Here is a 21,397-nt window from a genome sequence, read left to right on the forward strand (position 1 = left end):
AGCCCGGCTGCACCGAAATGCACGCTCTGGATGGCACAATCCTGAGAGTGCGCATGTCAGCGAAGGCGGAGTACGCCGTGCGGGCGATGATCCAGCTCGCCACGGTGTCCGACGGGACGCTGGTGAAGACCGACGACTTGGCCCAGGCCCAGGGCATCCCGCCGCAATTTCTCGTCGACATCCTGACCAACCTGCGCACCGACCGGCTCGTGCGCAGCCATCGCGGCCGCGAGGGGGGCTACGAATTGGCCCGCTCTGGCAGCGACATCAGCATCGCCGACGTGCTGCGCTGCATCGACGGGCCGCTGGCCAGCGTCCGCGACATCGGCCTCGGCGACCTGCCGTATTCGGGACCGACCGCCGCGCTCACCGACGTCTGGCGTGCGCTGCGCGCCAGCATGCGATCCGTGCTGGAACAAACGACCCTGGCCGACGTCGCTACCGGTGGCCTGCCCAAGCATGTCGCGCAACTGGCCGATGACTATCGGAAACAGGAGAGCCAGCGGCACGGCTCGGCGCGCACCGGCGACTAGGCGACGCGCTCAGCGGCTCAGCCGGCTGACCCGTAGGGACGAGTGAGAATCTCCATGGCATGGCCGGACGGGTCGAGAAAATACACCCCGCGCCCGCCGTCGTTGTGGTTGATCTCGCCGGGACGCTGGGCGCCCGGATCGGCCCAGTGCTGCAGGCCGCGCGACCGGATCTTGTCGTAGATGGCGTCGAACTCCTGCTCGGACACCAGGAACGCGTAGTGCTGACGCGGGATGTCCGCGCCGTCAGGAGCGTCCGCGTAGTCGAGGTTGGCGCCATGTTCGAGTTCGACAACCATGAAGTGGCCGAACGGCTTTGGGCTGGGCAGCCCGAACAGCTCGGTGAGAAACTCGGCGGATTCTCGTTTGTCGCGCGACGCGACGAGGGTGTGGTTGAAACTGATGCTCATAGTTCTGTCCAGTCAACCACCGGTCGCCCTGCGCGACAACGCTGAAAGAGCGTTGCGCTACTTCGGCGCGGTCAGCTCCAGGGCGATGTTGTCGGGGTCGCGGAACTCCAGAATGTATGACGGCCCGATGTCCTTGACCGGCTCGTGGGCCACCCCAAGATCATCGAGATGCGCTGCCGCCGAATCCAATTCGACCCTACTGGTCAGCCGGAACGCGATGTGGTCCAGCCCGACGCGATCCTCGTCGAAGCGGTCCGCGGCGACGGGCCGCAGCCCGAGCAGCGTGCCGCCGAGGTCGTAGATGACACCGCCGAACAGAAAGCTCAACTGATTGCGGGTGGATTCGTCGGCGTTGTCGGGGACCTCGAGCAACACCGGCCAGCCGAACACGCTCTCGTAGAACTGCCGGGATCGCTCGATATCGGTCACCGTCAGCCGGACATGCGCGATGGAAGTGCTGGTGAAGTCCACTCGCTCCATGGTTCCACTGATGGGCCGTATGTTAAACATGCCAGAATCGCCGTCGTGCAGATAGCGATGACCATGCCGGTGATGGAACCAGACCTGGATGCGACAGTGCTCGAGGCCTGGGCGCGCACCATCGACGACGGACCGTTCTCGTCACTGTGCTGGGGCGAGCGCATCGCATTCGACAACCCGGACAACCTCACGCTGCTGGGCGCGCTGGCCGCCTGGACCAGCCGGGTGCGGCTGCTGACGACCGTGATCGTGCCGCAACTGCACGACCCGGTCATGCTCGCCAAGGGTCTGGCGACCGGCGACATGCTCAGCGGCGGCCGGCTGACCGTGGGCGTCGGGGTCGGCGGCCGGCACGAGGATTACCACGCCGTCAGCGCCGACCCGGCCACGCAGACGATGCGCGGGATGGCCGAACGGGTGGCCGTGATGAAGCGCGTCTGGGCGGGGGAAAAGACCGCCGACTCGGTGCTGCCCGTCGGGCCGGCGCCGGTGCAGCCCGGCGGTCCGCCGCTGTTCGTGGGCAGCATCGGTCCGAAAACCATCCGCAGCGCCGCGGCGTGGGCCGACGGGCTGGCCGGCACCACCCTGGACCTCGACGTCGCCAAGCAGAACGAGCTGTTCGACGTGACGCGGGACGCCTGGGCGCAGGCCGGCAAGCCCAAGCCCCACCTGATCACCTCGTTTTGGTTCGCGTTCGGCTCGCCCGAGGAGTCCCGCGCCCAGATACACCGCCATCTGCGCCGCTACATGAATTGGATACCGGCCGAATACGTCGACGCGATGGCGCCGATGACCGGCTGGGCCGGCAGCGAGGACGAGCTGCTGGAGGTCTTGCGCCAGTTCGAGGAGATCGGCACCGACGAGGTTCAGCTCATCCCGACGAGCTCGGATGTCGAGCAGCTGCGCCGCGCCGCGGAGGTGGCCGCGCGGCTGTAGCTCGTCCGACGCAGGGTGAATTGCCGCATCGGCGCCGCGGCGTTTTCATTAGCGAATGACGCAGCAGGAGTTGCCCGCCCCGCTGGCCGAAATGACCGGGCTGATGGCGCAGTGCGCGAACAACGGCGATTTCGCGGGGGCCGCGGTGCAGGCCAACGAGCTGGTGACCCTGTGCCGGGCAACGCTAGGGGAGCGCGATCCCAACGTCCTCGAGCTCAAGGTGGCGCTGGCCACCGTGCAGCTGCGGGCGGGCGAGGACGCCGCGGTCTACGCCGACCTCGACGGGCTGATTCCCGATCTCGTCGAGGTGCTCGGTCGCGATCACCTGAGCACCTTGACCGCTCGTCACCTGCTGGCGGGTCGCCAACAATCCCCGCTGTCCTCGCTGTCCGAATGGTCACAGCTCGTCGCCGACGAACAGCGCATTCTGGGGGCCGATCACGAGAGCACGCTGATGGCCCGCGAGAGGGTCGCTGAGAAGCATTGGGAGACCGGTGATTTCGCCGGAGCTATGACCGAGGGGCAACACGTGCTCGCGGCACGGCGCCGGGTGCTCGGCGACGATCACGCCGACACCCTCGGGACGCGGTTGATGCTGGCGATCTGGCGGGGCCGGGCGGGTGACATCCCGGCGGCGGTCACCGAACTCGAGTGGTTGATCGGCGAACTGCGCGACAAGCTGGGAAGCGACCACGTTCACCTGCTCATGGCGCGGCACATGTTCACGCTCTGGGCCCCGGACCGGGCCGGCGTGACGGACGGGGTCGCCGCATGGGAGGCGCTGGTCGAGGAAGAGGCGCGCGTGCTTGGCGACGAGCATCCGGTGACGGTCGCGGCCCGCCACGAATTGGCCGGCTGGTGTGCCCGGCACGGCGGCCGCGCGGACAAACCCGACACCCACGGGTCGGTGGACTGGTCTGCGTCCTGACCTCGATGTGCCGCTGTCAGGTCACCGCTTTATCCGCCGGGCGTTCGTCGTCGACGGAAGGCTCCTGGTGCGGCTGCCCCTTGCGGAGCGTCTCGAGCAGCTCGCGGTACGGCCCGACCAGGTAGACGGTGTCGCCGCCGCGAAGCCAGGCGTCGCGGCGCGGGTGCAGCTCGACCGGGGTATCGCGACGGGTGATCGCGATGACCCGGGTCTGGGTGGACATTTCGAACATTCGCAGCCCATCGAGTTCGCTGCCGGCCGCTACGTGCATGGCGCCGACCATGAACGAACGCTGCCCGACCGAGAACGTGCCCAGCACCTGCAGGCCCATCGCGGCGCCGATGAACCAGGGGGCGGCCAGGTCGACCGTCGACCGGACGTTCTCGAACCCGAACCGTTTGGCCACCGCGTCGCCGAGGGTGCGGTCGTAGATGCGCAGCACGATCGGCACGTCGGGCCGGTTGACCTCGGGCATCACCCGGGGGCCCAGCATCTCGCGCAGCACGATGCCGATCTCGATGTTGACCATGTCGTCCTGGGTCAGCACGGCGACGGCCCGCGCGCGATCGACGCGGGCCGACTCCAGCGTCTGGCGCAGCGTCGCGTCCCCGAAGATCACCGGCACGTCGAGTTCGGCCGCGGTCGACAAAAACCGGTTGTTCTCGTCGCGTTCGATCACCGCGACGTCGTATCCGGCCGCGGTCAGATCGCCGACGACGCGGCTGCCGAAAGACCCCAGCCCCACCACGATGATGTGGTCGCGCAGGTGGCGCGCGCGCCGCACTCCGGCCGATTGCAGGACGCGGCGCGACAGCAGCAAGTCCGCCACGAAGGCGACGAGCAGCGCGGTGGTGGTCACGCCGGCGAACATCAAGGCGACGGCGAAGATCCGTAGCCACGCGGATTGTTGGGCGAAGGTGAATTCGCCGTATCCCACCGTGGTGATGGTCTCCGCGGTGAAATACATTGCGTCCAACCAGGACAGCCGCGGCTTCGTGTAGGAGAAGTGCACGATGATCGTCGATGCGAGCAGCAGGCCGAGCGCGAGCAGCATTGCGGGGAAGAGCATGGGGTTCACGTCGTCGCGCATGGCGCGCGCGGCGTCCGAGGCCCGCCGCACCCACGATCGGCGAGAGCGCGTCCCGGCCGGTTGGGGCGTTTTGATGCCGCGCGCGGCCAGCTCGTCGGCGCTGCCGATCATGGCGGTCCAATCACCGGCGCGCACTCGATGGTCGCGGCCCGGACAGGGCACCACCTCGTCCGGGGTGGCGGCGTCTTTGCCGTGGATCACGGCCACCGGTGCCAGGTCGCCGTAGATCTCTCGAAGGGTCGCGTCGCGTGGCGCCTCGGCCCCCGACACGACGAAGTTGATGCCGGCCGCCTCGACCGGGTGGGTGTTGCTCGCCAAGCAGGCCTCGACGACCGACGGCGCCGCCAGGTCGGCGACGTCGAGAATGGCGCCGGGACCGTTGTCGGCGGCCACCGCTCCGCGCAGCACGTCGTTGCCCAACCGGGCGACCACACGCAGATCCGGATTCGTTTTCCTTGCCAACAAAGCGTTTTCGAGATTCTTCGCGTCGTCATGCCCGGCGCAGACGATGGCGCTCGCTCGGGCCAGGTCGGCGCCGGCGAGCTCCTCGCTGGGCAGTTTGACGATGGTGGCGCCCGCGCGGTTCAGTTCCGTGGCGATCGTGGTCGCGAGCACGTCGTCGCCGCTGACGATGATGTGACTGCGCGCGCTCATGGACGTTTCGCCGCGACGGTGACGGCACAGTCGCGGTCGTTTTGGCGTGGTGAGTCGTCACGCATAAACCCCACCTCTGATGACTTGGCGCTCACTTGTTGCTACGACTATCGGGCACCGTGTCGATTGACGCCAGTGCGACATGTGCTCGAGCGCGAATTGAATTGGGTGGCCGCCACGCCACGGCGGCGGCCACGGGCACGCGCGATCACCGCCCGCTTCCGAGTTGAGCCGTCCGCCAACGGAATTGGCCAGGTTAGTTACAAAACCTGAACGTCCGCAGGTGACCAAAACGCCCGCATCGACGTGATCTTGGCGTCCGCGTCGAAGGACATCGTCGAGATGGGCGAGATCCGGGTGCGGCTGTCACCGGCGTCCAGCGTGAGGTGCCAGAGGAAGGCGGCTTCGCTGCCAGAGACCCGCAATTCGGCGAGTTCGGTGTCTTTCTTGGCGTCTTGGAAACCGGCATAGAAGCCGCGGATGGCGTCGTGCCCGCGGCGAATGTCGGCTCCGATCGGATCCTCGATGGTGGCGTCGGCAGCGTACAGGGTCACGATGTCGTCGGCGGTGCCCGTGGCGACCAGCGCCAGGTAGCGATTGACGGTCTCGGTGATGGCTTCTGGGGACGGCATGGATTCGGACGCTACTCCCTCGCGCTTCAGGTGCGGTATGGCGGCGATACTGGCGGCGTGACTTTTATCGAATGCCTCGCGAGCCGCGAGGTCTACCGGAATCCGTGGATGGTGCTGCGCGAGGATGACATCCGCCGCCCGGACGGCAGCACGGGCCTCTACGGGGTCGTCGACAAGCCGGCGTACGCGCTTGTGATGCCCTATGACGGGCACCGCTTCCGGTTGGTCGAGCAGTTTCGCTACCCCATCGGGGAGCGTCGTTGGGAGTTTCCGCAAGGCACCGCTCCAGGCCTGGCCGACGCCGCACCGGCCGAGTTGGCCGAGCGTGAGCTGCGCGAGGAAACCGGATTGCGCGCAACGACGTTCGAGGTGCTCGGCGAGCTCGACGTGGCTCCGGGGATGACCAGTCAGCGCGGCCGGGTGTTTCTGGCCACGGGGATCATCGAGGGCGAAGCCGACCGCGAACACGAGGAGCAGGACATGCGCAGCGCGTGGTTCGCGCGCGACGAGGTCGAGCAGATGATTCGCGGGGGAGTCATCGCTGACTCGCAGTCGATCGCCGCCTACGGCCTGTTCCTCTTGCGCTGAGGACCGACGTCGCGCAACACCGTGATCGTGTCCTCGCCGAGATCGCACTGCGTCATCGGACACCCACCATTGACCAATGCGGCCGAGGTTTCGGGTAGTTGCGGTGCTCACTGCCGTGACTGCCTCGGTCGCCGGTACACCCGCTGTCGGCGCGCACGCGGTGTCGCCGTCGTGGAACGGCAAATATTCACTGGTGCGGTATGCGGCCGGCAAATCCGGCACCAGCGTCGCCGCGACGCAAGCCGAACCCACGTTCAGCGCCGACTACGTCTTCACCACCGCATGCTCGTCGGGCACGTGCGTGGCCACCGCCACCAACGGCCCCACGCCCAAGAATCCGACCCTTCCCCAGCCGTCGCATTACACCTGGGATGGGGCGAAATGGGTGGAGCGCTTCGACTTCCAGTGGGATTGCTATATGGGAGACAGCGCTGCGAAGGTGTGGGCCCCGGCGCGATCCTGGGCCTTCTACACACCGCAGGCGGACGGATCGTTGCGCGGGCTCTGGCACACCGACATCAACGGCGGCCCGTGCGGCGGGACCGTCGAGATGCCGGTGGCGGCGTTTGCCGCCGAGCGGGGCTGACGAAGACGCCGTCGATCAGTCCGGCGGCGCGCTGGTCATGGAGGCGATGTAATAAATCTCGTGACCGGTGGGATAGCCACCACCGTCGGTGGCGATGTGAACGTGGTCGTAGTGGTCGGCGGTTTCTGAGCCCAAGTCGGCCATCCAGTTTCCCCCGCCGACGCCCGGGTAGATCTTCTGCCGCCAGATGACGTGGTTGATTCCCCACCGCTTCGCATTTGCCAGCGCATACCCGGCGATCTGATTGCCGAGCTCGATGCCCTCCGGGGTGTGGAAGTTCGGGATCATCACGTCGATCGCCAACCCCTTGGGATGCCACGGCAGCGGGTCTTCCCGATACCCGTAGATGGTCTTGATCTGGGGGAAGAGCACGCCGATGGCACGGGCCGCCCAGATGGTCTTGACCTGCAGCCGATCCTCGGACGCGACGCCGCGGGGTAGCGGGAGCTGGAATTGCTGACCGGCGGAAGGCGCGGGGGGCGCCAGCGCGGTCAGCGCCTCCAGCTCGGCCGGACTGGCGGTGCGCGGCGCGCCGGGTGGCGGAGTCGCCGCGGTGGAGGTGGTGGGGGTCGCTGCCGGGGTCTCGACGCAGCACCGCGGCTTGGTGCCCTGGGCGTGGATCATGGCGGCGGAGACGACGAGCGACGCCGCGATCGCCAGCCATCGGCCACTGCCCTTAGCGAACACCTTCGCCCCCACGACCAGCAGCTTAACGTTGTCTGTGACCTGTGGGGCGAGGTTTTCAGAAGACTGGCGTGCGAAGCGTCGTTCAAGCAAATGACCGTCTCGGCGACGGCAGAAGTGGGTAAACAACGCACTAGCGCGCGGAGTTCACGTTCGAGAGCGAGTCACCGGTCGAAAGGCGGCATCACATGGTTCGTCACGAGGGAGGCCGATGGGACGTCGGAATCAAGGATGCCGCGGTCTACGTCGAACGTATCTCTGACAGCGACGAGCGCCTCTTCGAGGATTCGTTGGCCGCTGAGGAGGCCCGCGACCTAGCCGGGCTGCTGACCAAGTATGCGGACAAGCTCGACGAGGCGAAGGATTCCGACAAGGCCAAGGAGGCCGAGGAATCCGAGGAATCCGAGGACTCGGAGAAGTCCGATAAGTCCGACGGGTCGGAGGACTCCGACGGATCCGACAAGTCCAACGGGTCAGAGGACTCCGACAACTGACGACCTGAGCTGGTTAACCGCGCACGCTATAACGTTGTTGCGCAGTGCAATACCTCGTGAGAGAAGTCAGCCTCGCCGCCCGGCCCGCTCGGCGAATGCGTCGAGCGCGGCCAGCACTTCAGGAGAACGCCACACTCGGTTGCGGGGTCCACTGGCCGTTTCGACAAGGATTCCCGCCTCGGTGAGCGGGTTGAGGTAGCGGTGAGCGTTGGTGGATTCGATGCCGAGCTCCTGCGCCAGGAGCGCAGCGTTGACGACCGGGCGGCGGGGCAACAAATCGGCGACCTTCCACACCGCCGAGTCGGACCGCGCGGTGATCACATCGTTCCAGCTCTCCCGGATCCCGCGAATCTCGACGACCAGCTGACGCCCGTTCGCGATAGCCAGGACGCTGGCGTTGGAGAAGCGCTCGACAATCGGGGCGGCATCACCGTCGCGGTACGCGGTGAGAGCGGCGAAGTAGGAGTCGGTGTCGGCCAGCAGCCCTGCCGAGACCGGGACCGTCACCTGGTGGGTCAAACCTTTGTTGCGCAGCATGGCTTGCACCAGTGCCCGGCCCGTGCGTCCGTTTCCGTCGGTAAACGGGTGAATGGTCTCGAACTGCGCATGGACCACTGCGATCTGCGGCAGCGCGGGGACATCGGCGCGCTGCGCGAACGTGAGCAGGTCATCAATGGCCCCGGGGATTCGCTCGTGGCGCGGCCCGACGAATGTCGCGCCGATGGGAGTGGATCCACCGCCGATCCATACCGGCTCGGTGCGGAATTCGCCTGGGGTATGGCGCGGCTCGTTGGCCATCAATGCACGGTGCATCGCCAAAATGGCGTTGGAGTCAACAGTGTCGGACAGGGCGATCGCTGCTTGCATCGCGGCCGTGTTGGCGACGATCATTTCGGCGTTTCTCTTCGCCTTGCCGCCGGGCAGCTCGGCCTCGGCGATGGCTCGAGACGATGCGGTCAGGTTTTCGATTTGCGAGCTGGCGGCGGATTCCGACCGCATCAAAACGGCGGCAAATGGTGCGATCTCGCCTCCGAGCTCGGCGTCAAAACGCGTGATCTCGCGGCTGGCGGATTCGGCCTCCGCCAACACGGACGGCGGCAAGTCCAGGATCAGGTCGGCAACGTTGGCCGGCACTGCCGGGTGGTACGTGCCGTACTTCGGCCGCGCCGCGTTCGCATACCGCGTCCCCTGTGGTTCCCAACGAACATGTTCGTGAGTGACCGGCTGAAGTGAAGTCATTGGTCCCAGTTAACCTCACTTGCGCGGTTAAGTGAAGTCAATGGTGGTGGTAGACGTCACTTAACAGATCTGGTGCGTCAAGCGCGTGCGATCTCGGCGCCTTAGCGCAATTGTTGTGCCGAGCTTGACAGCGGCGACGAAGTCGAATCACACCTCAGCAAAACCATGCCTGAAGTGCGGTGACACTACTATTACGATCTCTCGCGGCACTACCCGTCGCGAAGGCGTATGCAGAATCGACACTCCCAAGAGCGGCAAGGGCCGCACTGTCGTGGTGCCGCCGCACATTCGGGTGGCGTTGAAGGACCACCTGGCGAACCATGTCGGTGAGTCTGCCGACTCGCTGTTGTGGTCGCCGGCGCGCGGCGGCTGCCACCTCGACGGCAAGGTGTTCCGCGATAGCTACTTCGTGCCCGCGCTGGACCGCATCGGCCGCGACGGCGAGAAGCTGCCCCGGCCGACGATCCACGACTTGCGACACTTCGCCGGCACGTCGGCGGCGAGGGTAGGCAACCTCCGCGAAACAATGGACCGCCTCGGACATTCCACGGCGAAGGCGAGTCTGCGGTATCAGTCGATCGCGGCGGGCCGCGACGCTGAGGTGGCCGTCGCGTTGTCGAAACTTGCTGAGCCGCCAGCAAAATCGTCCAGGCGACACTAGAAGGGTTTCGAACTCTGGACCCGATGATTTTTGTCAGCAAGTTTGCAATTGACAACCACTACAGCGTGCGCGTTTGTCTGCGCCTGTGTTCAACGGTGCCCTAAGTACAGCTAACTGGACCTAAGTTTCTAGGCGACACTTTTTGCTGACAGCAATAAGCGACACCGAAATATGCTGCAGTAACGTCTAATTGCTAATCGTCGACATTTGCGCGCGTTCGTTCGCTGTGCTTAGCCGTGCGATTGCAAGTTGATCCGCACGAGGAGCCGAAAATGACCTCCACAAGAACCGAACTCAGCCCCGCCGAGGCGGCCGAATACAAGGGAGTGCACCCCGCGACGATACGGCGGTGGCTGGCGTCGGGCGCACTGATCGGCAGGCGCTGTGGGCCAAAACTAATCCGCATCAAAGTCTCCGACCTCGACGCTATGGGCGCACCTGTCGGCGGTGCGGCGTGAGCCCGCCGGGGCCGGCGCGGCGATGGCGCCACGTCGGGGAGGGTGGTAATTGGGACACGGTGGCCGATAGGCCGCTCACCGCGGTGCGCGCCGCTGGGCATAACGGGGGGCGGCGCTGATGGCGCGCCTACGGGTGCCGGCCGCGCAACCGGTGTCGGATTACGACGACTCGGGTGACTGGTTTCGGGCCGTCCACTGCCTGCGGTACGCGAAACACGCCGGTGTTGTGGATGATTCGTGCTCCGCGGTCGCGAACTTCCTGGACGGCTGGGAGGCTGCGAACGGCGGGGCGCCGAGGCGGCTGGATGGGGAGCGCATGTCGTCGTGGCCGGCGTTCTGCGGCAGCCGTGAACGGTTCCTGGTGCCCGGGTTCCGCGGGGAGCGGAAGCTGACCGAGCTGGCGGTCCGCGAGGGCTGGTACGCCCCAGTTGATTTCATGGACCTGTGATGCGCTGGGTGTCGTGGCCGCGGTGGTGGTCGCTTCGTCGGCGGGTCGCGGACCTCGAGCGGCGGATCGCTGCGTTGGAGGCCAGGCGGCCGCGGGTGTGCGGGTGTGCGGCGTCGCGTCACCCTCGGAGCGGGGCGTCTGACCCGACAACGACATTAGGGTCATGGCCACGTTCTTCCAGCAATCCTCGTGCCATCTCGATTCGGCTCGGTTGATCTGAACCGGGGCCGACGACAAGCTTCGCGATTGTCGTCGGAACATCCGTGTCGTTCATGTTCACCGCCATGTCGAGATACGGAAGATCCTTCCCGCCGGGGCCGTTCCGAGTTTTGGCCGGGTACTGTGGCTCGCTCACTGCGACCAGTCGCCACTCTCGTTCGTGGCTCCACGCGCCGTGCTTGACCGACGCGAGTTGGCCTAATACAACTGTTGCTAGGAACATCTGTCCGATGTAGCCGCCCTCTACCATCATGCGCACAACCCCGGGTTGTGCATAGGTATCCCGCAGCCAGCTGACAACATCATCCGCTACTGCCGCGGCGTTTTGGTTGTCGTATGACACCCGGCGCAGACCGGATGGAAACGGGGTGGTGCCTGCGACCGTTGTCCCTGGATGAAATGCGAAGGAGTGCTCGGCTACTGCATCCCACGAAAAACCAATCGCGTAACCACCGGTCCCACCTGCGTAGCTCTGCCATTGGGTCATTTGGTCACCCGCCTCAGTCAGCGACGCCGCGTAACACTTCAAGTCCCAGCTGAGAACGTCCTCGTTGCTGAATACGTCTGCGAGCCAAGTAAGGGTGGGTATTAACCCCGTCGGCGTGACCGAGTCAGTGGCGGCCGCACGGAGCCGCTGCACCAGCGGCACGGCTCCGAACAGCAGCTCTTTCACGTCGTTCATGTACCTCACGTCGGACGCCCACAACTGTGCAGCCCGATCGAGCGCGGAACTGTTAAAGTCCCACGACGGCGGGCTCACAATTCCCTTCAGCCCTGCCTCGCTGGTCTAGTGGTAGAGAATTTTCGGGTGGTTCCCCCGGGCGCTCAGCTGTCTGGCGAATACCCGGGGGTCGAATAGAGCCGAGATTGGGAATGTCTGGATGAAGTTCGGCCGGCCGGTAGTCATAGGGGCATGAGTTTATTCGGCCGAGGTAAACCGTAGGTTGGCGTCCCTACGGGAATCGCCCCGTGTCTGAACGCAGCGATGCGCACACGGCCGTTTCAGTGCCCTCCGCCCAGTTCGGCGGCGAACTGGATGGCGATGTCGCGCCAGCCGTCCGCCCGTTCCCGCAGTTTGGTGATCTGCCGCTGGGCGGCGACGAGAAGCGCCACGCATACCGCGCAGGCGATGAGCGCGATGACGGCGAGTTGCACTGCTGGGGTCATGCTGTTCTCCCGGGTGGTCGTTGCGCCCGATGCTGGCACGCCGTACCCCTGTCCGGGCACTTATCGGGCAAACTTGGTGAAAATCGTTGCGGCAGGCTCGGAGATGGTGGCGGCCCGCATCGTCAGGGGCTGTCGCGCATCTCGCGAGTTGGTCAATTGCGTTGCGTTCCTTTGGATGTTGGGTGGGATTGGTCAGTGGAATAGGCTCACGATGAAGCCGAGAAGCATGCAACCGCCGACCAGTGCGCCAATGACGACCAGGGTCGCCTCGTTCTCCGACATGCGGCCGAGCCAATTCGCGGTCGGCGACGCCGGCGGCCGGTTTGTGCGTTGCACATTGCCGTTTTCGTCAACGCTGACGGTGGTGCGTTTCTCGCCGCCGTTGACGGCCATGATGATCCATACCGGCAACCAGAAGCCGACCAAGAGCACGGTTATCAGCAGGTGCAGAATGTGGTTGACGGGCTTGCCCGTGGTCACGATCGCCGAAGTCGATGTCCGTGTCTCAACGCGGCCGCCATGCGCCACCATCCTCATCAGCTCCTGGTCGCGAGCGCTCGCGCGCTGCTGTTCAGACAGCATGTACGGCACCTCCGGGTAGGGCGATGGGAAACGGCTCACGGTACCAATGCGCGGCTCCCGCGCGGGCGGGAATCGACGCCCTCATACGGATGTCACAGACAGCGCCCCGCCGAGGTTGCGAAACGCAGCTACGTTGCGTTGTGGGTCTATTGCTGGTTGGTGCGGCGCTTGCCGAACCAGGCTCGGTAGGCGAGGTACCCCATCAACACCGCTAGGCCTCCGGTACTGATGAGGCCCAGCGTCGTGCCGTGGGTGCAGACGTTGAGCACGAACAGGGCAAGGACTAGCACGGCCAGCCCTGTGTAGAACGCTGGACCGTACAGGAAGGGGGGCAGGCCCCGATGGTCACCCGATTTATTCACGTCGTCTAATCCTTCACGGGCGCTTCGCGTTTGGCCGGTAGCTGCCGCCAGCGGTTTTGTATGGCCAGGTACGCGGCGTTGCCGGCCATTACCGCCCCGGCGATGATTTCCGACGTCGCTACCACGCCGGTGGAGCTGTACCACCCGGCGACGATCACGAAGAGGCCGCATCCAAGAGAAATGAAGGGCACCAAGCGTTTCCATTCTTCGGCCGCGTCCAGATCGCTCCGAACGAGAAGGCGCACCATCCCGACGACCAGAACCCCGACAACAATGACTGCCGCAGAAATCTCGAGGGCTACCCCGACCGTCAACGTGCCTGCTAGTTACGCGGTGAAGAACCGCTGCGGTCGTCGACGTTGCCACTGCGGTTGTCTAGCGCTCTCGCGGTGAACGCGATCGTCCACAGCAGAACGACGTAAGCGAGCGCGTAGCTGGGGGCCATGACCCACAGCGATTTTCCGCCCATGAACAGTCCAGCAATCGCGCTCACAGTGTCACCTACGAAGCCCGATACCACCACCCCTGCCATGATGGCGATGTAGGCGTGTTCACGTTTCGGTGTGACCTTCCCGGCGCTCCGTTGCGTGAAGTACCAGATTCCAACGGCGACAACGATAATCGCGGAGGCGATGAAGCCGACCACTATCCAGACCGGAAGAGGTTTGGTGGGGCTGACGTGGGCTGAGTTGAACACAATGTCCACGGTGATCATGGCCGCGACGTACAGCGGCAAAAGAAGAACCGCCCGCTTCAAGTTGATCATGGCACCCCTGGGATCGGATCGACGGCGCATTCCACCGCGCCCTCAACTGCGGCTTTAACCGGCGCTTCCAAAAGCCCTTTCGCGAAGCCGCCGACAAAGCCTAGGACAGCGCCGGGTATCGCACCGGCGCCGCCGATTTCCGGGGTGATTACCCCGCCACCTACAGCACCGCCGATAGCGCCCTTGATCGCGGTCTCGTATCCACTTTTGATCATATCTTTGCCGATGTTGGCCTTCACTTTTCCTTCCACGCACTGCCCGAAACTCGGTGGGGGTGTGACAGTCGGCATCGGCCCCGGCGCCGGTTGCGGTCCGGGGTCGGGTGGCTTACCGAACGCTGGCATGGGTGTGACGGGTGGCTGTGATTGCGGGCCGGCCGAGGTCAGTTGGCGCTCATACTGATCCATGAAGCTGGGCTGTTGCCCGGGCTGCGGGAGCCCAGGTTGGGGCTGGGGTTGCGGGCCGCCGTCCTGCTTGAAGTCGACCAGCTTGACCCCGTTGTGGTTCGAGCCGGGCGCAGTCCGGTTGTCGGCCGGGGCACTGCGATTAGAGCCGCCTTGTGCTGGCGCAAAGCCGCCGCCGGTGAGGCCGGCAGTAGCGGCGGTGAGTTGACCGGAGACCTTGGTGTCGGCCCCGTCGAGTTGCTCGGCGCGCAACCGAATGTCAGCGGCGAACGCTTCCGCCTGTGCTTGCCGCGTGGCACGTTCTGCCGGGCTGGTGCTGCGGGTGTCGGTGACCGACAAGTCTTCTCCGACCGCGAATCCTGCGTTTTGCGCGTCTTCGACGCCGTAGAGGACTCGGCGTTGGGCTGCGCTGATGTCGCTGGCGCCATTGCGCGCAATGCCTGCTGCTTGGCGGAGTAGGTCGGCTTTGCCGGTGACGACGGATACGTCGGCTCCCGTGCGTTGCCGCAGCGCGTCGCCGCCGGCGCCGTGCCAGGTGATGGATTGCGCCTGGTTGCGCATCGTCAGGAATGCGTCTTCCCAGCGGTCGGCGGTTTGGGTCCAGTAGGCGGCGGCGTCGATGAGGTGTTCGGTGCTCCACGCGTGGATTTGTGAGAGGGTGGCGGGCATCTAGATCACCGTTATCCCGGTGGCGATGCCCATCTCGGCCGCTGACGTGGCTTCTTGGGCGGTGTATCCGCAGGCGGCCTGGGTGACCCCACCGACGGTCTCCTGCGTCCGCGCCGCAAAGGATGCTGCAGTGACGCCGATCGCCGCGTTGACGGCGTTCACGGCCGCCGTGGTGGCCTGGAATGGTTGCCCAGGTGCCGGCGGCGCTCCCACGAGTTGGGAGCTGAGCGCCTGCCACTGGCCGGCTGTAGCTACTAGCTCGGCGGGGACGACCTGCAATGGATCTTGCCCCATGCTGCAGCAGTTTATGCGGTTCGCGCGTGGATCGGTATTCACCGACCGGGTGTTGAAGCCGGGCGGCCAGTGATCGTGCGCGTGGGCGGCGCTACTTAATCGGCTGGTGTCGCCGCTGGCGGACGATCACGGCGACGTCGCTGGCGGCCATCACCAGCAACGCGGCCGCGGCGGCCGCGACTGGCAGGCCGTGGGTTGTGACCAGCAGCCAAACGGCAACTGCGACCAGTGCAGTTGCCCGCAGCGCTAGTTTGGTCACTTCCCGCATTTGGGTGGCTCGCTTTCTGTTGCGCCCTCGATGAATGCTTCGATCCCGCCAGGCCGCCCATGATGCCGCCAGTTCCGACGCGGGATAGGAACTTTCGCCAGAAGTTGCTGTTGTAGTTAGGGTCGTCGCACGCGCGTAACGCGGTTAGTTCTCCGCGTCGTCGTCTTCGATGATTATGTCGGCGAACATGAAAGCATCCTTACTCGCTTCGTGAGTACGGAGAATGAAGCCGGCCAGAAGCGGGACGGCGAAGGAGTATTTGCCGAATCTGTTTTTGTGTACTAGGCCACGCTCGATCAGGCTCGCGAGCATCTGGCTCGCGTGGCTTGAGGAGAACGGTTTTGGCAGCAGCACTCGGGCTTTCTCGACAATCTCGGAGATAGAGAATTCGGCGTCGGGCTCGTCCACATGCGCGATGACCCACAACAGATCCCGCTGCCTGTCTGTCGCCCTCTCCCAGCGTCCGGCAAAGAAATCGTCGTCGAGCCGCGCCTGGATGGCGTCGATGTGCACGGTCGGATCCTTGCCCATGCTCATCTGTGAAATCCAGACGTCGAACACCTCGCGGCAGATGAACTGGATGAAGTAGGGGTAGCCGCCCGATCGCTGGCAGATGTCTTCGATCGTCTCGTCCCGAAATCGAATGGGGCAGCTCGCGGTATCGAGCGGCTTGATGATGGCTTCGCGGGCGTCCGACCGCTCGAGCCTGCCGAGTGTCACGACGCGAAACATGCGCTCGCTGTAGGTCCGCGCCTCGACCAGTTTCGAGAACATGGTCGGTAAACCGGTGAGGACGAGCATGAACGGAATCTGTTCACGCTGTAGGTACTGGAAGACGTCCAGCAGGGTGGAGAGCGGATATTCTTCGCGCGAGTGATTGTCGCTTAGGTTCTGTGCCTCGTCGTAGGCGAAAACAACACGGCTGTGGCCGTATTGGGCTTTCATCTGCATCGCCACAAAAGTCAACAAACTCTTGAGCTTGTCCGCGACAAGTCCGGGCGCATTCTCGTATATCTGGCGCAGCACCTGATATGACAACGGGATGTCAGTGGTTGCCGGGGCCTGCTGCTGACCGAAGCCAAAGCCTGCGGGCGTAGGTGTCGGTACGGACATCGCCGACGTGACTACGGCAAGATCAGTCATCACGCGGACGGCCAGATTGTCTTCTGAGACGCTCGCGCTCTGCGACAAGTCCGTTCCGACCCAGTTCCACCCGGCCTTCACGGCGCGCGGCTTGAATGTCTCGAGCAGGACGGTCTTGCCGACACCACGAAGCCCCGTAAGAATTAGGTTCTCGAGGACCGGATCTTGTGCGAGCAGTCCGTCGAAGACTTCGTATTCGCGTTCCCTGCCGGCGAGGTAGGGCGGCATGTGACCCGCTCCGGGGCGATAGGGGTTGGTGAATCCCAGGTCGACTTCAACAGTTTGTTCGGCCATGTACTAAATTTAGCGTGTACCCTAAATTTAGTAAAGACACTACACACAGCTAATCGGATGGGGGTCTTCTGTGAACAAGCCAACCTTGCGGGAGGGTCAACCGCTGCTCGCGCCCGACTACGTGACCATCATTCCCGGCGATACCGAGCCTGAACTGCGTGCGGATGGAAGCGTTGGCGAGCGTCACCTGAAACCCGGCATCTACGTCCCGGGCCAGGTCATTCCCGCCGTAGAAAAGCCGTAGTTTTCTGCTGACCCGGCCAGCGTGGCATGGGCGTGTGGCCGCGGCAAGTGCATGCGTTGCGAGACCAACCCAGGTGCCTGCCGACTCGCAGCGCGTTGACGGCGTTCACTGCCGCTGTGGTGGCCTGGAATGGTTGGGGCCGCATCAGGTGGCGCGGGTGGTGTGCCTGCCGTACACATCTGTTGCAGAAACCAGCGGTACATGACTGCGCCCAGCGGGTTTTGGACGTCGAGCCGCGGGTCGGCTGGTATGAGCTGTCCGCTGCATTCGACGTACCCGGGCGGGGCTGGTGCTGGGTCGGCGGCAGCGGCCGGCGCCCATGCCACCCATGCGGCGGCCATCGCCCAACGGATCACCAGGCACCGCCTGCAAGCTGACCGAACAGGACGCGCGGCCAACCGACGACCGCTGGGTCGAACGCGGCCGGGTCGGCGTGCAGCAGCACCCAACCCACGGCGGCCAGCGTCAGGGCAGCGAACCACGCCCAGCCTCCGCGGGTCACCGTGCACTCCCGGCGGGGTGGCGCTGCTTAGCCTCGCCGATCGCCTGGCGGCGGTCGTCGAGGGCAGGGCTGCGGAAGCCGTCGAGGTGGTCGAGCAGGTTGGCGCAGGCCCGGGCCGCCGCGGTGACGTCGACGCACAGCTCCGCGGCGCGCAGGGCGGCGGGTGTGGCTTCGCCGAGGTCGGCCATGGAGCGGCCCGCACAGCGCAGCGCGTGCCGAAGGTGCCGCAGGGCATTGGTCAGCGCGGTGTGCGCCTCGGTGGGGACGATCTCAGTGGTTGGCATGGTGTCCTCTCGGTGGTGTCGAAATTTGCTGACACCGGACCGGAGGATTTCGAGGGGCATGCCGGGGGCATTCGATGTTTGGCCAGGTAGCGGAAAACCCGCGTTCACCTGCTTTAATGCTCAGTGCCCCCGGCAGGATTCGAACCTGCGGCCTTCTGCTCCGGAGGCAGACGCTCTATCCCCTGAGCTACGGGGGCGCGACAACTTTGTTGGTGCACCATTGGGCTCCGACAGACTAGCGCATCGAGGCGGCTGCCCCGCCACCGCAATGGATTCGGGGCGCGGGCGCCCCAGCCAATAGGATGGACGCTCGTGACCCCCGCTGACCTCGCTGAGCTGCTCAAAAACACCGCCGCCGCGGTGCTGGCCGAGCGTGGGCTGGACGCTGCCGTGCTGCCGGCGACGGTGACCGTCGAGCGGCCCCGCAACCCCGAGCACGGCGATTACGCCAGCAACCTGGCGATGCAGCTGGGCAAAAAGGTGGGCGCCAACCCCCGCGAGCTCGCCGGATGGCTCGCCGAAGCACTCATGCAGGCCGACGGCGTCGCGTCGGCGGAGGTGGCGGGGCCGGGCTTCATCAACATGCGCCTCGAGGCGTCGGCGCAGGCGGTCGTCGTCAACAACGTCATCGGCGCCGGCGCTCGCTACGGCCACTCCGACGCGCTGGCCGGCCAGCACATCAACCTGGAATTCGTCTCGGCCAACCCGACCGGACCGATCCACATCGGCGGAACCCGCTGGGCCGCGGTCGGCGACGCGCTGGGCCGGCTGCTGTCCACCCAGGGCGCCGACGTGGTGCGCGAATACTATTTCAACGACCACGGCGCCCAGATCGACCGATTCGCCAGCTCGCTGATCGCCGCCGCCAAAGGCGAACCCACCCCGGAAGACGGCTACGCGGGCGCCTACATCAACGACATCGCCGCCCAGATCATGCAGAAGGCGTCCGACGCGCTGAGCCTGCGCGACGCCGAGATGCACGAGACCTTCCGCGCCATCGGTGTCGACCTGATGTTCACCCACATCAAGGAGTCGTTGCACGAATTCGGCACCGACTTCGACGTCTACACCCACGAAGACGCCATGCACACCAGCGGCCGGGTCGATCAGGCCCTCGCCAAGCTGCGTGAGACCGGCAACATCTACGAGAAGGACGGCGCAACATGGTTGCGCGCCAGCGCCTTTGGTGATGACAAGGATCGCGTCGTGATCAAGAGCGACGGGAAGCCCGCCTATATCGCCGGGGACATCGCCTATTACCTGGACAAGCGGCAACGCGGCTTCGACCTGTGCATCTACATGCTCGGGGCCGACCACCACGGGTACATCGCCCGCCTCAAGGCCGTGGCCGCCGCCCTCGGCGACGACCCGGCCACCGTCGAGGTGCTCATCGGCCAGATGGTCAATTTGGTCCGCGACGGCCAGCCGGTCCGGATGAGCAAGCGCGCGGGAACCGTGCTCACGCTCGACGACCTGGTCGAGGCGATCGGCGTCGACGCCGCGCGCTACAGCCTGATCCGGTCCTCGGTGGACACCCCGATCGACATCGACCTGGCGCTGTGGTCGTCGGCGTCCAACGAAAACCCGGTCTATTACGTGCAATACGCGCACGCCCGGCTCTCGGCGCTGGCCCGCAACGCCGCCGAACTCGGCCTGATTCCCGACACCGGGAACCTCGGGCTGCTCAGCCACGACAAGGAGGGGACGCTGCTGCGCACCCTCGGCGAATTCCCCCGGGTGCTCACCACGGCGTCGTCCCTGCGCGAACCGCACCGGATCTGCCGCTATCTGGAAGACCTCTCCGGCGACTACCACCGGTTCTACGACTCCTGCCGGGTGCTGCCCCAGGGCGACGAGCAGCCCACCGATCTGCACACCGCGCGCCTGGCGCTGTGCCAGGCGACCCGCCAGGTGATCGCCAACGGCCTGGCGATACTCGGCGTCACTGCCCCGGAGCGAATGTGAACGTTCATCCCGCCGGTCCCCGGCACGCCGAAGAGACCCGCCACGCCGAAAGCCCGCCACGACCGCAGTCCGCCGAGGAGCTGCTACTGCTGGCGCCAAACGTGTGGCCCCGCAACACGGCTCGCGATGAAGCCGGCGTCGCCAGCATCGCGGGCGTCGCGGTGACCGACCTCGCCCAGGAGTACGGGACCCCGCTGTTCGTCGTCGACGAGGACGACTTCCGTTCCCGCTGCCGCGAGATCGCGTCGGCCTTCGGTGGGGGCAAGAACGTGCACTATGCCGCCAAAGCCTTTCTGTGCAGCGAGATAGCACGCTGGATCGACGAGGAAGGCCTGTCGCTCGACGTGTGCACCGGCGGCGAGTTGGCCGTCGCGCTGCACGCCAACTTCCCGCCGGAGCGGATCACCTTCCACGGCAACAACAAATCGGTCGCGGAGTTGACCGCGGCGGTCAAAGCCGGCGTCGGCCATGTGGTTTTGGACTCGATGACCGAGATCGAGCGTCTCAATGCCATTGCCGGGGAGGCGGGCATCGTCCAGGACGTCTTCGTCCGTCTCACCGTCGGCGTCGAGGCGCACACCCACGAGTTCATCTCGACCGCGCACGAGGACCAGAAGTTCGGGCTGTCCGTGGCCAGCGGGGCGGCGTTGGCCGCCGTCGGCCGGGTATTCGAAACCGAACACCTGCGGGTGGTCGGTCTGCACAGCCATATCGGTTCGCAGATCTTCGACGTCGCCGGCTTCGAACTCGCCGCGCGCCGTGTCCTCGGCCTGCTGCACGAGGCGGTCGAGCAGTTCGGCGTCGAGAAGACCGCGCAGATCTCCACCGTGGACCTCGGTGGTGGACTTGGTATTTCGTACCTGGCGGCGGACGACCCGCCACCGATGGGAGACCTGGCCGCCAAGCTGAGCTCGATCGTCAAGAACGAGTCAGCGGCGGTCGGGCTGCCGACACCGCGCCTGGTGGTCGAGCCCGGACGCGCCATCGCGGGACCCGGCACCATCACCCTCTACGAGGTGGGCACGGTCAAGGACGTGGATGTCAGCGCCACCGCACACCGGCGTTACGTCAGCGTCGACGGCGGCATGAGCGACAACATCCGCACCGCGCTCTACGACGCGCAATACGACGCCAGGCTGGTCTCCCGGCTCAGCGATGCGCCCGCGGAGCTGGCGCGCGTCGTCGGAAAGCATTGCGAGAGCGGCGATATCGTCGTGCGCGACACCTGGGTGCCCGGCGACCTGCACCCCGGCGACCTGATCGGGGTGGCCGCCACCGGCGCCTACTGTTATTCGTTGTCGAGTCGTTACAACATGATCTGCCGGCCCGCCGTCGTCGCGGTGCGCGACGGGCGCGCGCGCCTGGTCCTGCGCCGCGAGACGGTCGACGATCTACTGAGTCTGGAAGTGAGGTGAA

General features: G+C 65.6%; 30 protein-coding genes and 1 tRNA gene. 12 read left to right on the forward strand and 19 right to left on the reverse strand.

Features of this window, described 5'->3' with window-relative positions; all coding sequences use genetic code 11:
- Nucleotides 1-47: 47 nt before the first annotated feature.
- Complete coding sequence (locus AC0KS4_RS04495) at nt 48-533, forward strand: Rrf2 family transcriptional regulator (RefSeq protein ID WP_008254753.1); 486 nt, start codon at nt 48-50, stop codon at nt 531-533.
- A gap of 17 nt (nt 534-550) precedes the next feature.
- On the opposite strand, the gene AC0KS4_RS04500 is transcribed toward AC0KS4_RS04495, so the two are convergent.
- Nucleotides 551-940: a VOC family protein gene (locus AC0KS4_RS04500; protein WP_238958083.1), complete on the reverse strand. Its 390-nt coding sequence runs from the start codon at nt 938-940 to the stop codon at nt 551-553.
- A gap of 57 nt (nt 941-997) precedes the next feature.
- Nucleotides 998-1,411: a VOC family protein gene (locus AC0KS4_RS04505; protein ID WP_238958082.1), complete on the reverse strand. Its 414-nt coding sequence runs from the start codon at nt 1,409-1,411 to the stop codon at nt 998-1,000.
- A 66-nt stretch (nt 1,412-1,477) separates the two neighbouring features.
- Between AC0KS4_RS04505 and AC0KS4_RS04510 the strand changes: the two genes are divergently transcribed.
- Nucleotides 1,478-2,356 (forward strand): LLM class flavin-dependent oxidoreductase, encoded by an 879-nt coding sequence (locus AC0KS4_RS04510; RefSeq protein WP_238958378.1) that lies wholly within the window; start codon nt 1,478-1,480, stop codon nt 2,354-2,356.
- A 55-nt stretch (nt 2,357-2,411) separates the two neighbouring features.
- On the forward strand, nt 2,412-3,284 hold the full coding sequence (locus tag AC0KS4_RS04515) for a tetratricopeptide repeat protein (protein WP_238958081.1): 873 nt from the start codon (nt 2,412-2,414) through the stop codon (nt 3,282-3,284).
- Nucleotides 3,285-3,300: 16 nt separating this feature from the next.
- On the opposite strand, the gene AC0KS4_RS04520 is transcribed toward AC0KS4_RS04515, so the two are convergent.
- Entirely contained in the window at nt 3,301-5,028 is a 1,728-nt protein-coding gene (locus AC0KS4_RS04520) for an NAD-binding protein (protein ID WP_238958080.1), read from the reverse strand.
- Nucleotides 5,029-5,288: 260 nt separating this feature from the next.
- Entirely contained in the window at nt 5,289-5,660 is a 372-nt protein-coding gene (locus AC0KS4_RS04525) for a nuclear transport factor 2 family protein (RefSeq protein WP_067176198.1), read from the reverse strand.
- Nucleotides 5,661-5,768: 108 nt separating this feature from the next.
- Between AC0KS4_RS04525 and AC0KS4_RS04530 the strand changes: the two genes are divergently transcribed.
- Both AC0KS4_RS04530 and AC0KS4_RS04535 read left to right on the forward strand, forming a co-directional pair.
- Nucleotides 5,769-6,248 (forward strand): NUDIX domain-containing protein, encoded by a 480-nt coding sequence (locus AC0KS4_RS04530; protein ID WP_238958377.1) that lies wholly within the window; start codon nt 5,769-5,771, stop codon nt 6,246-6,248.
- Between the two features lie 76 nt (nt 6,249-6,324).
- Complete coding sequence (locus tag AC0KS4_RS04535) at nt 6,325-6,834, forward strand: Rv2253 family sensor-like surface protein (RefSeq protein WP_275254816.1); 510 nt, start codon at nt 6,325-6,327, stop codon at nt 6,832-6,834.
- Between the two features lie 15 nt (nt 6,835-6,849).
- Here AC0KS4_RS04535 and AC0KS4_RS04540 read toward each other — a convergent pair whose 3' ends face one another.
- A complete protein-coding gene (locus AC0KS4_RS04540; protein ID WP_374109658.1) occupies nt 6,850-7,521 on the reverse strand; it encodes a VldE C-terminal domain-containing protein in 672 nt (223 codons plus the stop codon).
- Nucleotides 7,522-7,706: 185 nt separating this feature from the next.
- Here AC0KS4_RS04540 and AC0KS4_RS04545 point away from each other — a divergent pair, with 185 nt between their 5' ends.
- Entirely contained in the window at nt 7,707-8,012 is a 306-nt protein-coding gene (locus AC0KS4_RS04545) for a hypothetical protein (RefSeq protein WP_238958078.1), read from the forward strand.
- Between the two features lie 66 nt (nt 8,013-8,078).
- Here AC0KS4_RS04545 and AC0KS4_RS04550 read toward each other — a convergent pair whose 3' ends face one another.
- Nucleotides 8,079-9,251, reverse strand: a complete 1,173-nt coding sequence (locus AC0KS4_RS04550) for a Fic family protein (RefSeq protein WP_238958077.1) — start codon at nt 9,249-9,251, stop codon at nt 8,079-8,081.
- A gap of 298 nt (nt 9,252-9,549) precedes the next feature.
- Between AC0KS4_RS04550 and AC0KS4_RS04555 the strand changes: the two genes are divergently transcribed.
- The 3 genes from AC0KS4_RS04555 (at nt 9,550) to AC0KS4_RS04565 (ending at nt 10,818) form a co-directional block, all read left to right on the forward strand.
- Complete coding sequence (locus AC0KS4_RS04555) at nt 9,550-9,912, forward strand: hypothetical protein (RefSeq protein WP_472408496.1); 363 nt, start codon at nt 9,550-9,552, stop codon at nt 9,910-9,912.
- Between the two features lie 272 nt (nt 9,913-10,184).
- Nucleotides 10,185-10,370: a helix-turn-helix domain-containing protein gene (locus tag AC0KS4_RS04560; RefSeq protein ID WP_238958075.1), complete on the forward strand. Its 186-nt coding sequence runs from the start codon at nt 10,185-10,187 to the stop codon at nt 10,368-10,370.
- Between the two features lie 118 nt (nt 10,371-10,488).
- On the forward strand, nt 10,489-10,818 hold the full coding sequence (locus AC0KS4_RS04565; protein ID WP_238958074.1) for a hypothetical protein: 330 nt from the start codon (nt 10,489-10,491) through the stop codon (nt 10,816-10,818).
- Nucleotides 10,819-10,936: 118 nt separating this feature from the next.
- On the opposite strand, the gene AC0KS4_RS04570 is transcribed toward AC0KS4_RS04565, so the two are convergent.
- From AC0KS4_RS04570 to AC0KS4_RS04615, 10 genes are all read right to left on the reverse strand, one after another.
- Complete coding sequence (locus AC0KS4_RS04570) at nt 10,937-11,719, reverse strand: DUF2971 domain-containing protein (RefSeq protein WP_238958073.1); 783 nt, start codon at nt 11,717-11,719, stop codon at nt 10,937-10,939.
- Nucleotides 11,720-12,039: 320 nt separating this feature from the next.
- Entirely contained in the window at nt 12,040-12,204 is a 165-nt protein-coding gene (locus tag AC0KS4_RS04575) for a hypothetical protein (RefSeq protein WP_238958072.1), read from the reverse strand.
- A gap of 192 nt (nt 12,205-12,396) precedes the next feature.
- Nucleotides 12,397-12,786 carry a hypothetical protein gene (locus tag AC0KS4_RS04580; RefSeq protein ID WP_238958071.1) on the reverse strand — a complete coding sequence of 130 codons (390 nt, stop codon included), beginning with the start codon at nt 12,784-12,786 and terminating at the stop codon, nt 12,397-12,399.
- A gap of 146 nt (nt 12,787-12,932) precedes the next feature.
- The gene (locus AC0KS4_RS04585; RefSeq protein ID WP_238958376.1) at nt 12,933-13,121 is read right to left on the reverse strand and encodes a hypothetical protein; all 189 of its coding nucleotides are present in this window, start codon (nt 13,119-13,121) and stop codon (nt 12,933-12,935) included.
- 32 nt (nt 13,122-13,153) lie between these two features.
- Complete coding sequence (locus AC0KS4_RS04590) at nt 13,154-13,462, reverse strand: hypothetical protein (RefSeq protein ID WP_238958070.1); 309 nt, start codon at nt 13,460-13,462, stop codon at nt 13,154-13,156.
- Between the two features lie 8 nt (nt 13,463-13,470).
- Nucleotides 13,471-13,944 (reverse strand): hypothetical protein, encoded by a 474-nt coding sequence (locus AC0KS4_RS04595; RefSeq protein WP_308193103.1) that lies wholly within the window; start codon nt 13,942-13,944, stop codon nt 13,471-13,473.
- Nucleotides 13,911-14,987 (reverse strand): hypothetical protein, encoded by a 1,077-nt coding sequence (locus AC0KS4_RS04600; protein WP_238958068.1) that lies wholly within the window; start codon nt 14,985-14,987, stop codon nt 13,911-13,913. Before AC0KS4_RS04600 ends, AC0KS4_RS04595 begins: the two co-directional genes overlap by 34 nt.
- Nucleotides 14,988-15,281 (reverse strand): hypothetical protein, encoded by a 294-nt coding sequence (locus tag AC0KS4_RS04605; RefSeq protein WP_238958067.1) that lies wholly within the window; start codon nt 15,279-15,281, stop codon nt 14,988-14,990.
- A 91-nt stretch (nt 15,282-15,372) separates the two neighbouring features.
- On the reverse strand, nt 15,373-15,540 hold the full coding sequence (locus AC0KS4_RS04610; protein WP_238958066.1) for a hypothetical protein: 168 nt from the start codon (nt 15,538-15,540) through the stop codon (nt 15,373-15,375).
- Between the two features lie 153 nt (nt 15,541-15,693).
- A complete protein-coding gene (locus AC0KS4_RS04615; protein WP_238958065.1) occupies nt 15,694-16,986 on the reverse strand; it encodes an ATP-binding protein in 1,293 nt (430 codons plus the stop codon).
- Nucleotides 16,987-17,056: 70 nt separating this feature from the next.
- On the opposite strand from AC0KS4_RS04615, the gene AC0KS4_RS04620 reads away from it, so the two are divergent.
- Complete coding sequence (locus AC0KS4_RS04620) at nt 17,057-17,230, forward strand: hypothetical protein (protein ID WP_158084862.1); 174 nt, start codon at nt 17,057-17,059, stop codon at nt 17,228-17,230.
- Nucleotides 17,231-17,582: 352 nt separating this feature from the next.
- Here the strand turns inward: AC0KS4_RS04620 and AC0KS4_RS04625 are convergent, their stop codons facing one another.
- The 3 genes from AC0KS4_RS04625 to AC0KS4_RS04635 form a co-directional block, all read right to left on the reverse strand.
- Nucleotides 17,583-17,732: a hypothetical protein gene (locus AC0KS4_RS04625; protein ID WP_238958064.1), complete on the reverse strand. Its 150-nt coding sequence runs from the start codon at nt 17,730-17,732 to the stop codon at nt 17,583-17,585.
- A complete protein-coding gene (locus AC0KS4_RS04630; RefSeq protein WP_238958063.1) occupies nt 17,729-18,016 on the reverse strand; it encodes a hypothetical protein in 288 nt (95 codons plus the stop codon). Before AC0KS4_RS04630 ends, AC0KS4_RS04625 begins: the two co-directional genes overlap by 4 nt.
- Nucleotides 18,017-18,140: 124 nt before the next feature.
- A tRNA-Arg gene (locus AC0KS4_RS04635) sits at nt 18,141-18,213 on the reverse strand.
- 115 nt (nt 18,214-18,328) lie between these two features.
- On the opposite strand from AC0KS4_RS04635, the gene argS reads away from it, so the two are divergent.
- Together argS and lysA are read left to right on the forward strand one after the other, a co-directional pair.
- Nucleotides 18,329-19,981: an arginine--tRNA ligase gene (gene argS / locus AC0KS4_RS04640; RefSeq protein WP_238958062.1), complete on the forward strand. Its 1,653-nt coding sequence runs from the start codon at nt 18,329-18,331 to the stop codon at nt 19,979-19,981.
- Complete coding sequence (gene lysA, locus AC0KS4_RS04645) at nt 19,978-21,396, forward strand: diaminopimelate decarboxylase (protein WP_238958061.1); 1,419 nt, start codon at nt 19,978-19,980, stop codon at nt 21,394-21,396. Before argS ends, lysA begins: the two co-directional genes overlap by 4 nt.
- The last annotated feature ends 1 nt before the right edge of the window (nt 21,397 follow it).

The sequence above is a fragment of the Mycobacterium sp. NTMscope_MAC_12 genome, assembly GCF_976985675.1.

Excerpts from the sequence above, each read along its gene's own strand:
- AC0KS4_RS04500 (WP_238958083.1), bottom strand. The coding sequence starts at position 940 with ATGAGCATCAGTTTCAACCACACCCTCGTCGCGTCGCGCGACAAACGA.
- AC0KS4_RS04510 (WP_238958378.1), top strand. The coding sequence starts at position 1,478 with ATGACCATGCCGGTGATGGAACCAGACCTGGATGCGACAGTGCTCGAG.
- AC0KS4_RS04515 (WP_238958081.1), top strand. The coding sequence starts at position 2,412 with ATGACGCAGCAGGAGTTGCCCGCCCCGCTGGCCGAAATGACCGGGCTG.
- AC0KS4_RS04520 (WP_238958080.1), bottom strand. The coding sequence starts at position 5,028 with ATGAGCGCGCGCAGTCACATCATCGTCAGCGGCGACGACGTGCTCGCG.
- AC0KS4_RS04525 (WP_067176198.1), bottom strand. The coding sequence starts at position 5,660 with ATGCCGTCCCCAGAAGCCATCACCGAGACCGTCAATCGCTACCTGGCG.
- AC0KS4_RS04530 (WP_238958377.1), top strand. The coding sequence starts at position 5,769 with ATGGTGCTGCGCGAGGATGACATCCGCCGCCCGGACGGCAGCACGGGC.
- AC0KS4_RS04535 (WP_275254816.1), top strand. The coding sequence starts at position 6,325 with ATGCGGCCGAGGTTTCGGGTAGTTGCGGTGCTCACTGCCGTGACTGCC.
- AC0KS4_RS04545 (WP_238958078.1), top strand. The coding sequence starts at position 7,707 with ATGGTTCGTCACGAGGGAGGCCGATGGGACGTCGGAATCAAGGATGCC.
- AC0KS4_RS04550 (WP_238958077.1), bottom strand. The coding sequence starts at position 9,251 with ATGACTTCACTTCAGCCGGTCACTCACGAACATGTTCGTTGGGAACCA.
- AC0KS4_RS04560 (WP_238958075.1), top strand. The coding sequence starts at position 10,185 with ATGACCTCCACAAGAACCGAACTCAGCCCCGCCGAGGCGGCCGAATAC.
- AC0KS4_RS04565 (WP_238958074.1), top strand. The coding sequence starts at position 10,489 with ATGGCGCGCCTACGGGTGCCGGCCGCGCAACCGGTGTCGGATTACGAC.
- AC0KS4_RS04570 (WP_238958073.1), bottom strand. The coding sequence starts at position 11,719 with ATGAACGACGTGAAAGAGCTGCTGTTCGGAGCCGTGCCGCTGGTGCAG.
- AC0KS4_RS04575 (WP_238958072.1), bottom strand. The coding sequence starts at position 12,204 with ATGACCCCAGCAGTGCAACTCGCCGTCATCGCGCTCATCGCCTGCGCG.
- AC0KS4_RS04580 (WP_238958071.1), bottom strand. The coding sequence starts at position 12,786 with ATGCTGTCTGAACAGCAGCGCGCGAGCGCTCGCGACCAGGAGCTGATG.
- AC0KS4_RS04595 (WP_308193103.1), bottom strand. The coding sequence starts at position 13,944 with ATGCGCCGTCGATCCGATCCCAGGGGTGCCATGATCAACTTGAAGCGG.
- AC0KS4_RS04600 (WP_238958068.1), bottom strand. The coding sequence starts at position 14,987 with ATGCCCGCCACCCTCTCACAAATCCACGCGTGGAGCACCGAACACCTC.
- AC0KS4_RS04605 (WP_238958067.1), bottom strand. The coding sequence starts at position 15,281 with ATGGGGCAAGATCCATTGCAGGTCGTCCCCGCCGAGCTAGTAGCTACA.
- AC0KS4_RS04615 (WP_238958065.1), bottom strand. The coding sequence starts at position 16,986 with ATGGCCGAACAAACTGTTGAAGTCGACCTGGGATTCACCAACCCCTAT.
- AC0KS4_RS04630 (WP_238958063.1), bottom strand. The coding sequence starts at position 18,016 with ATGCCAACCACTGAGATCGTCCCCACCGAGGCGCACACCGCGCTGACC.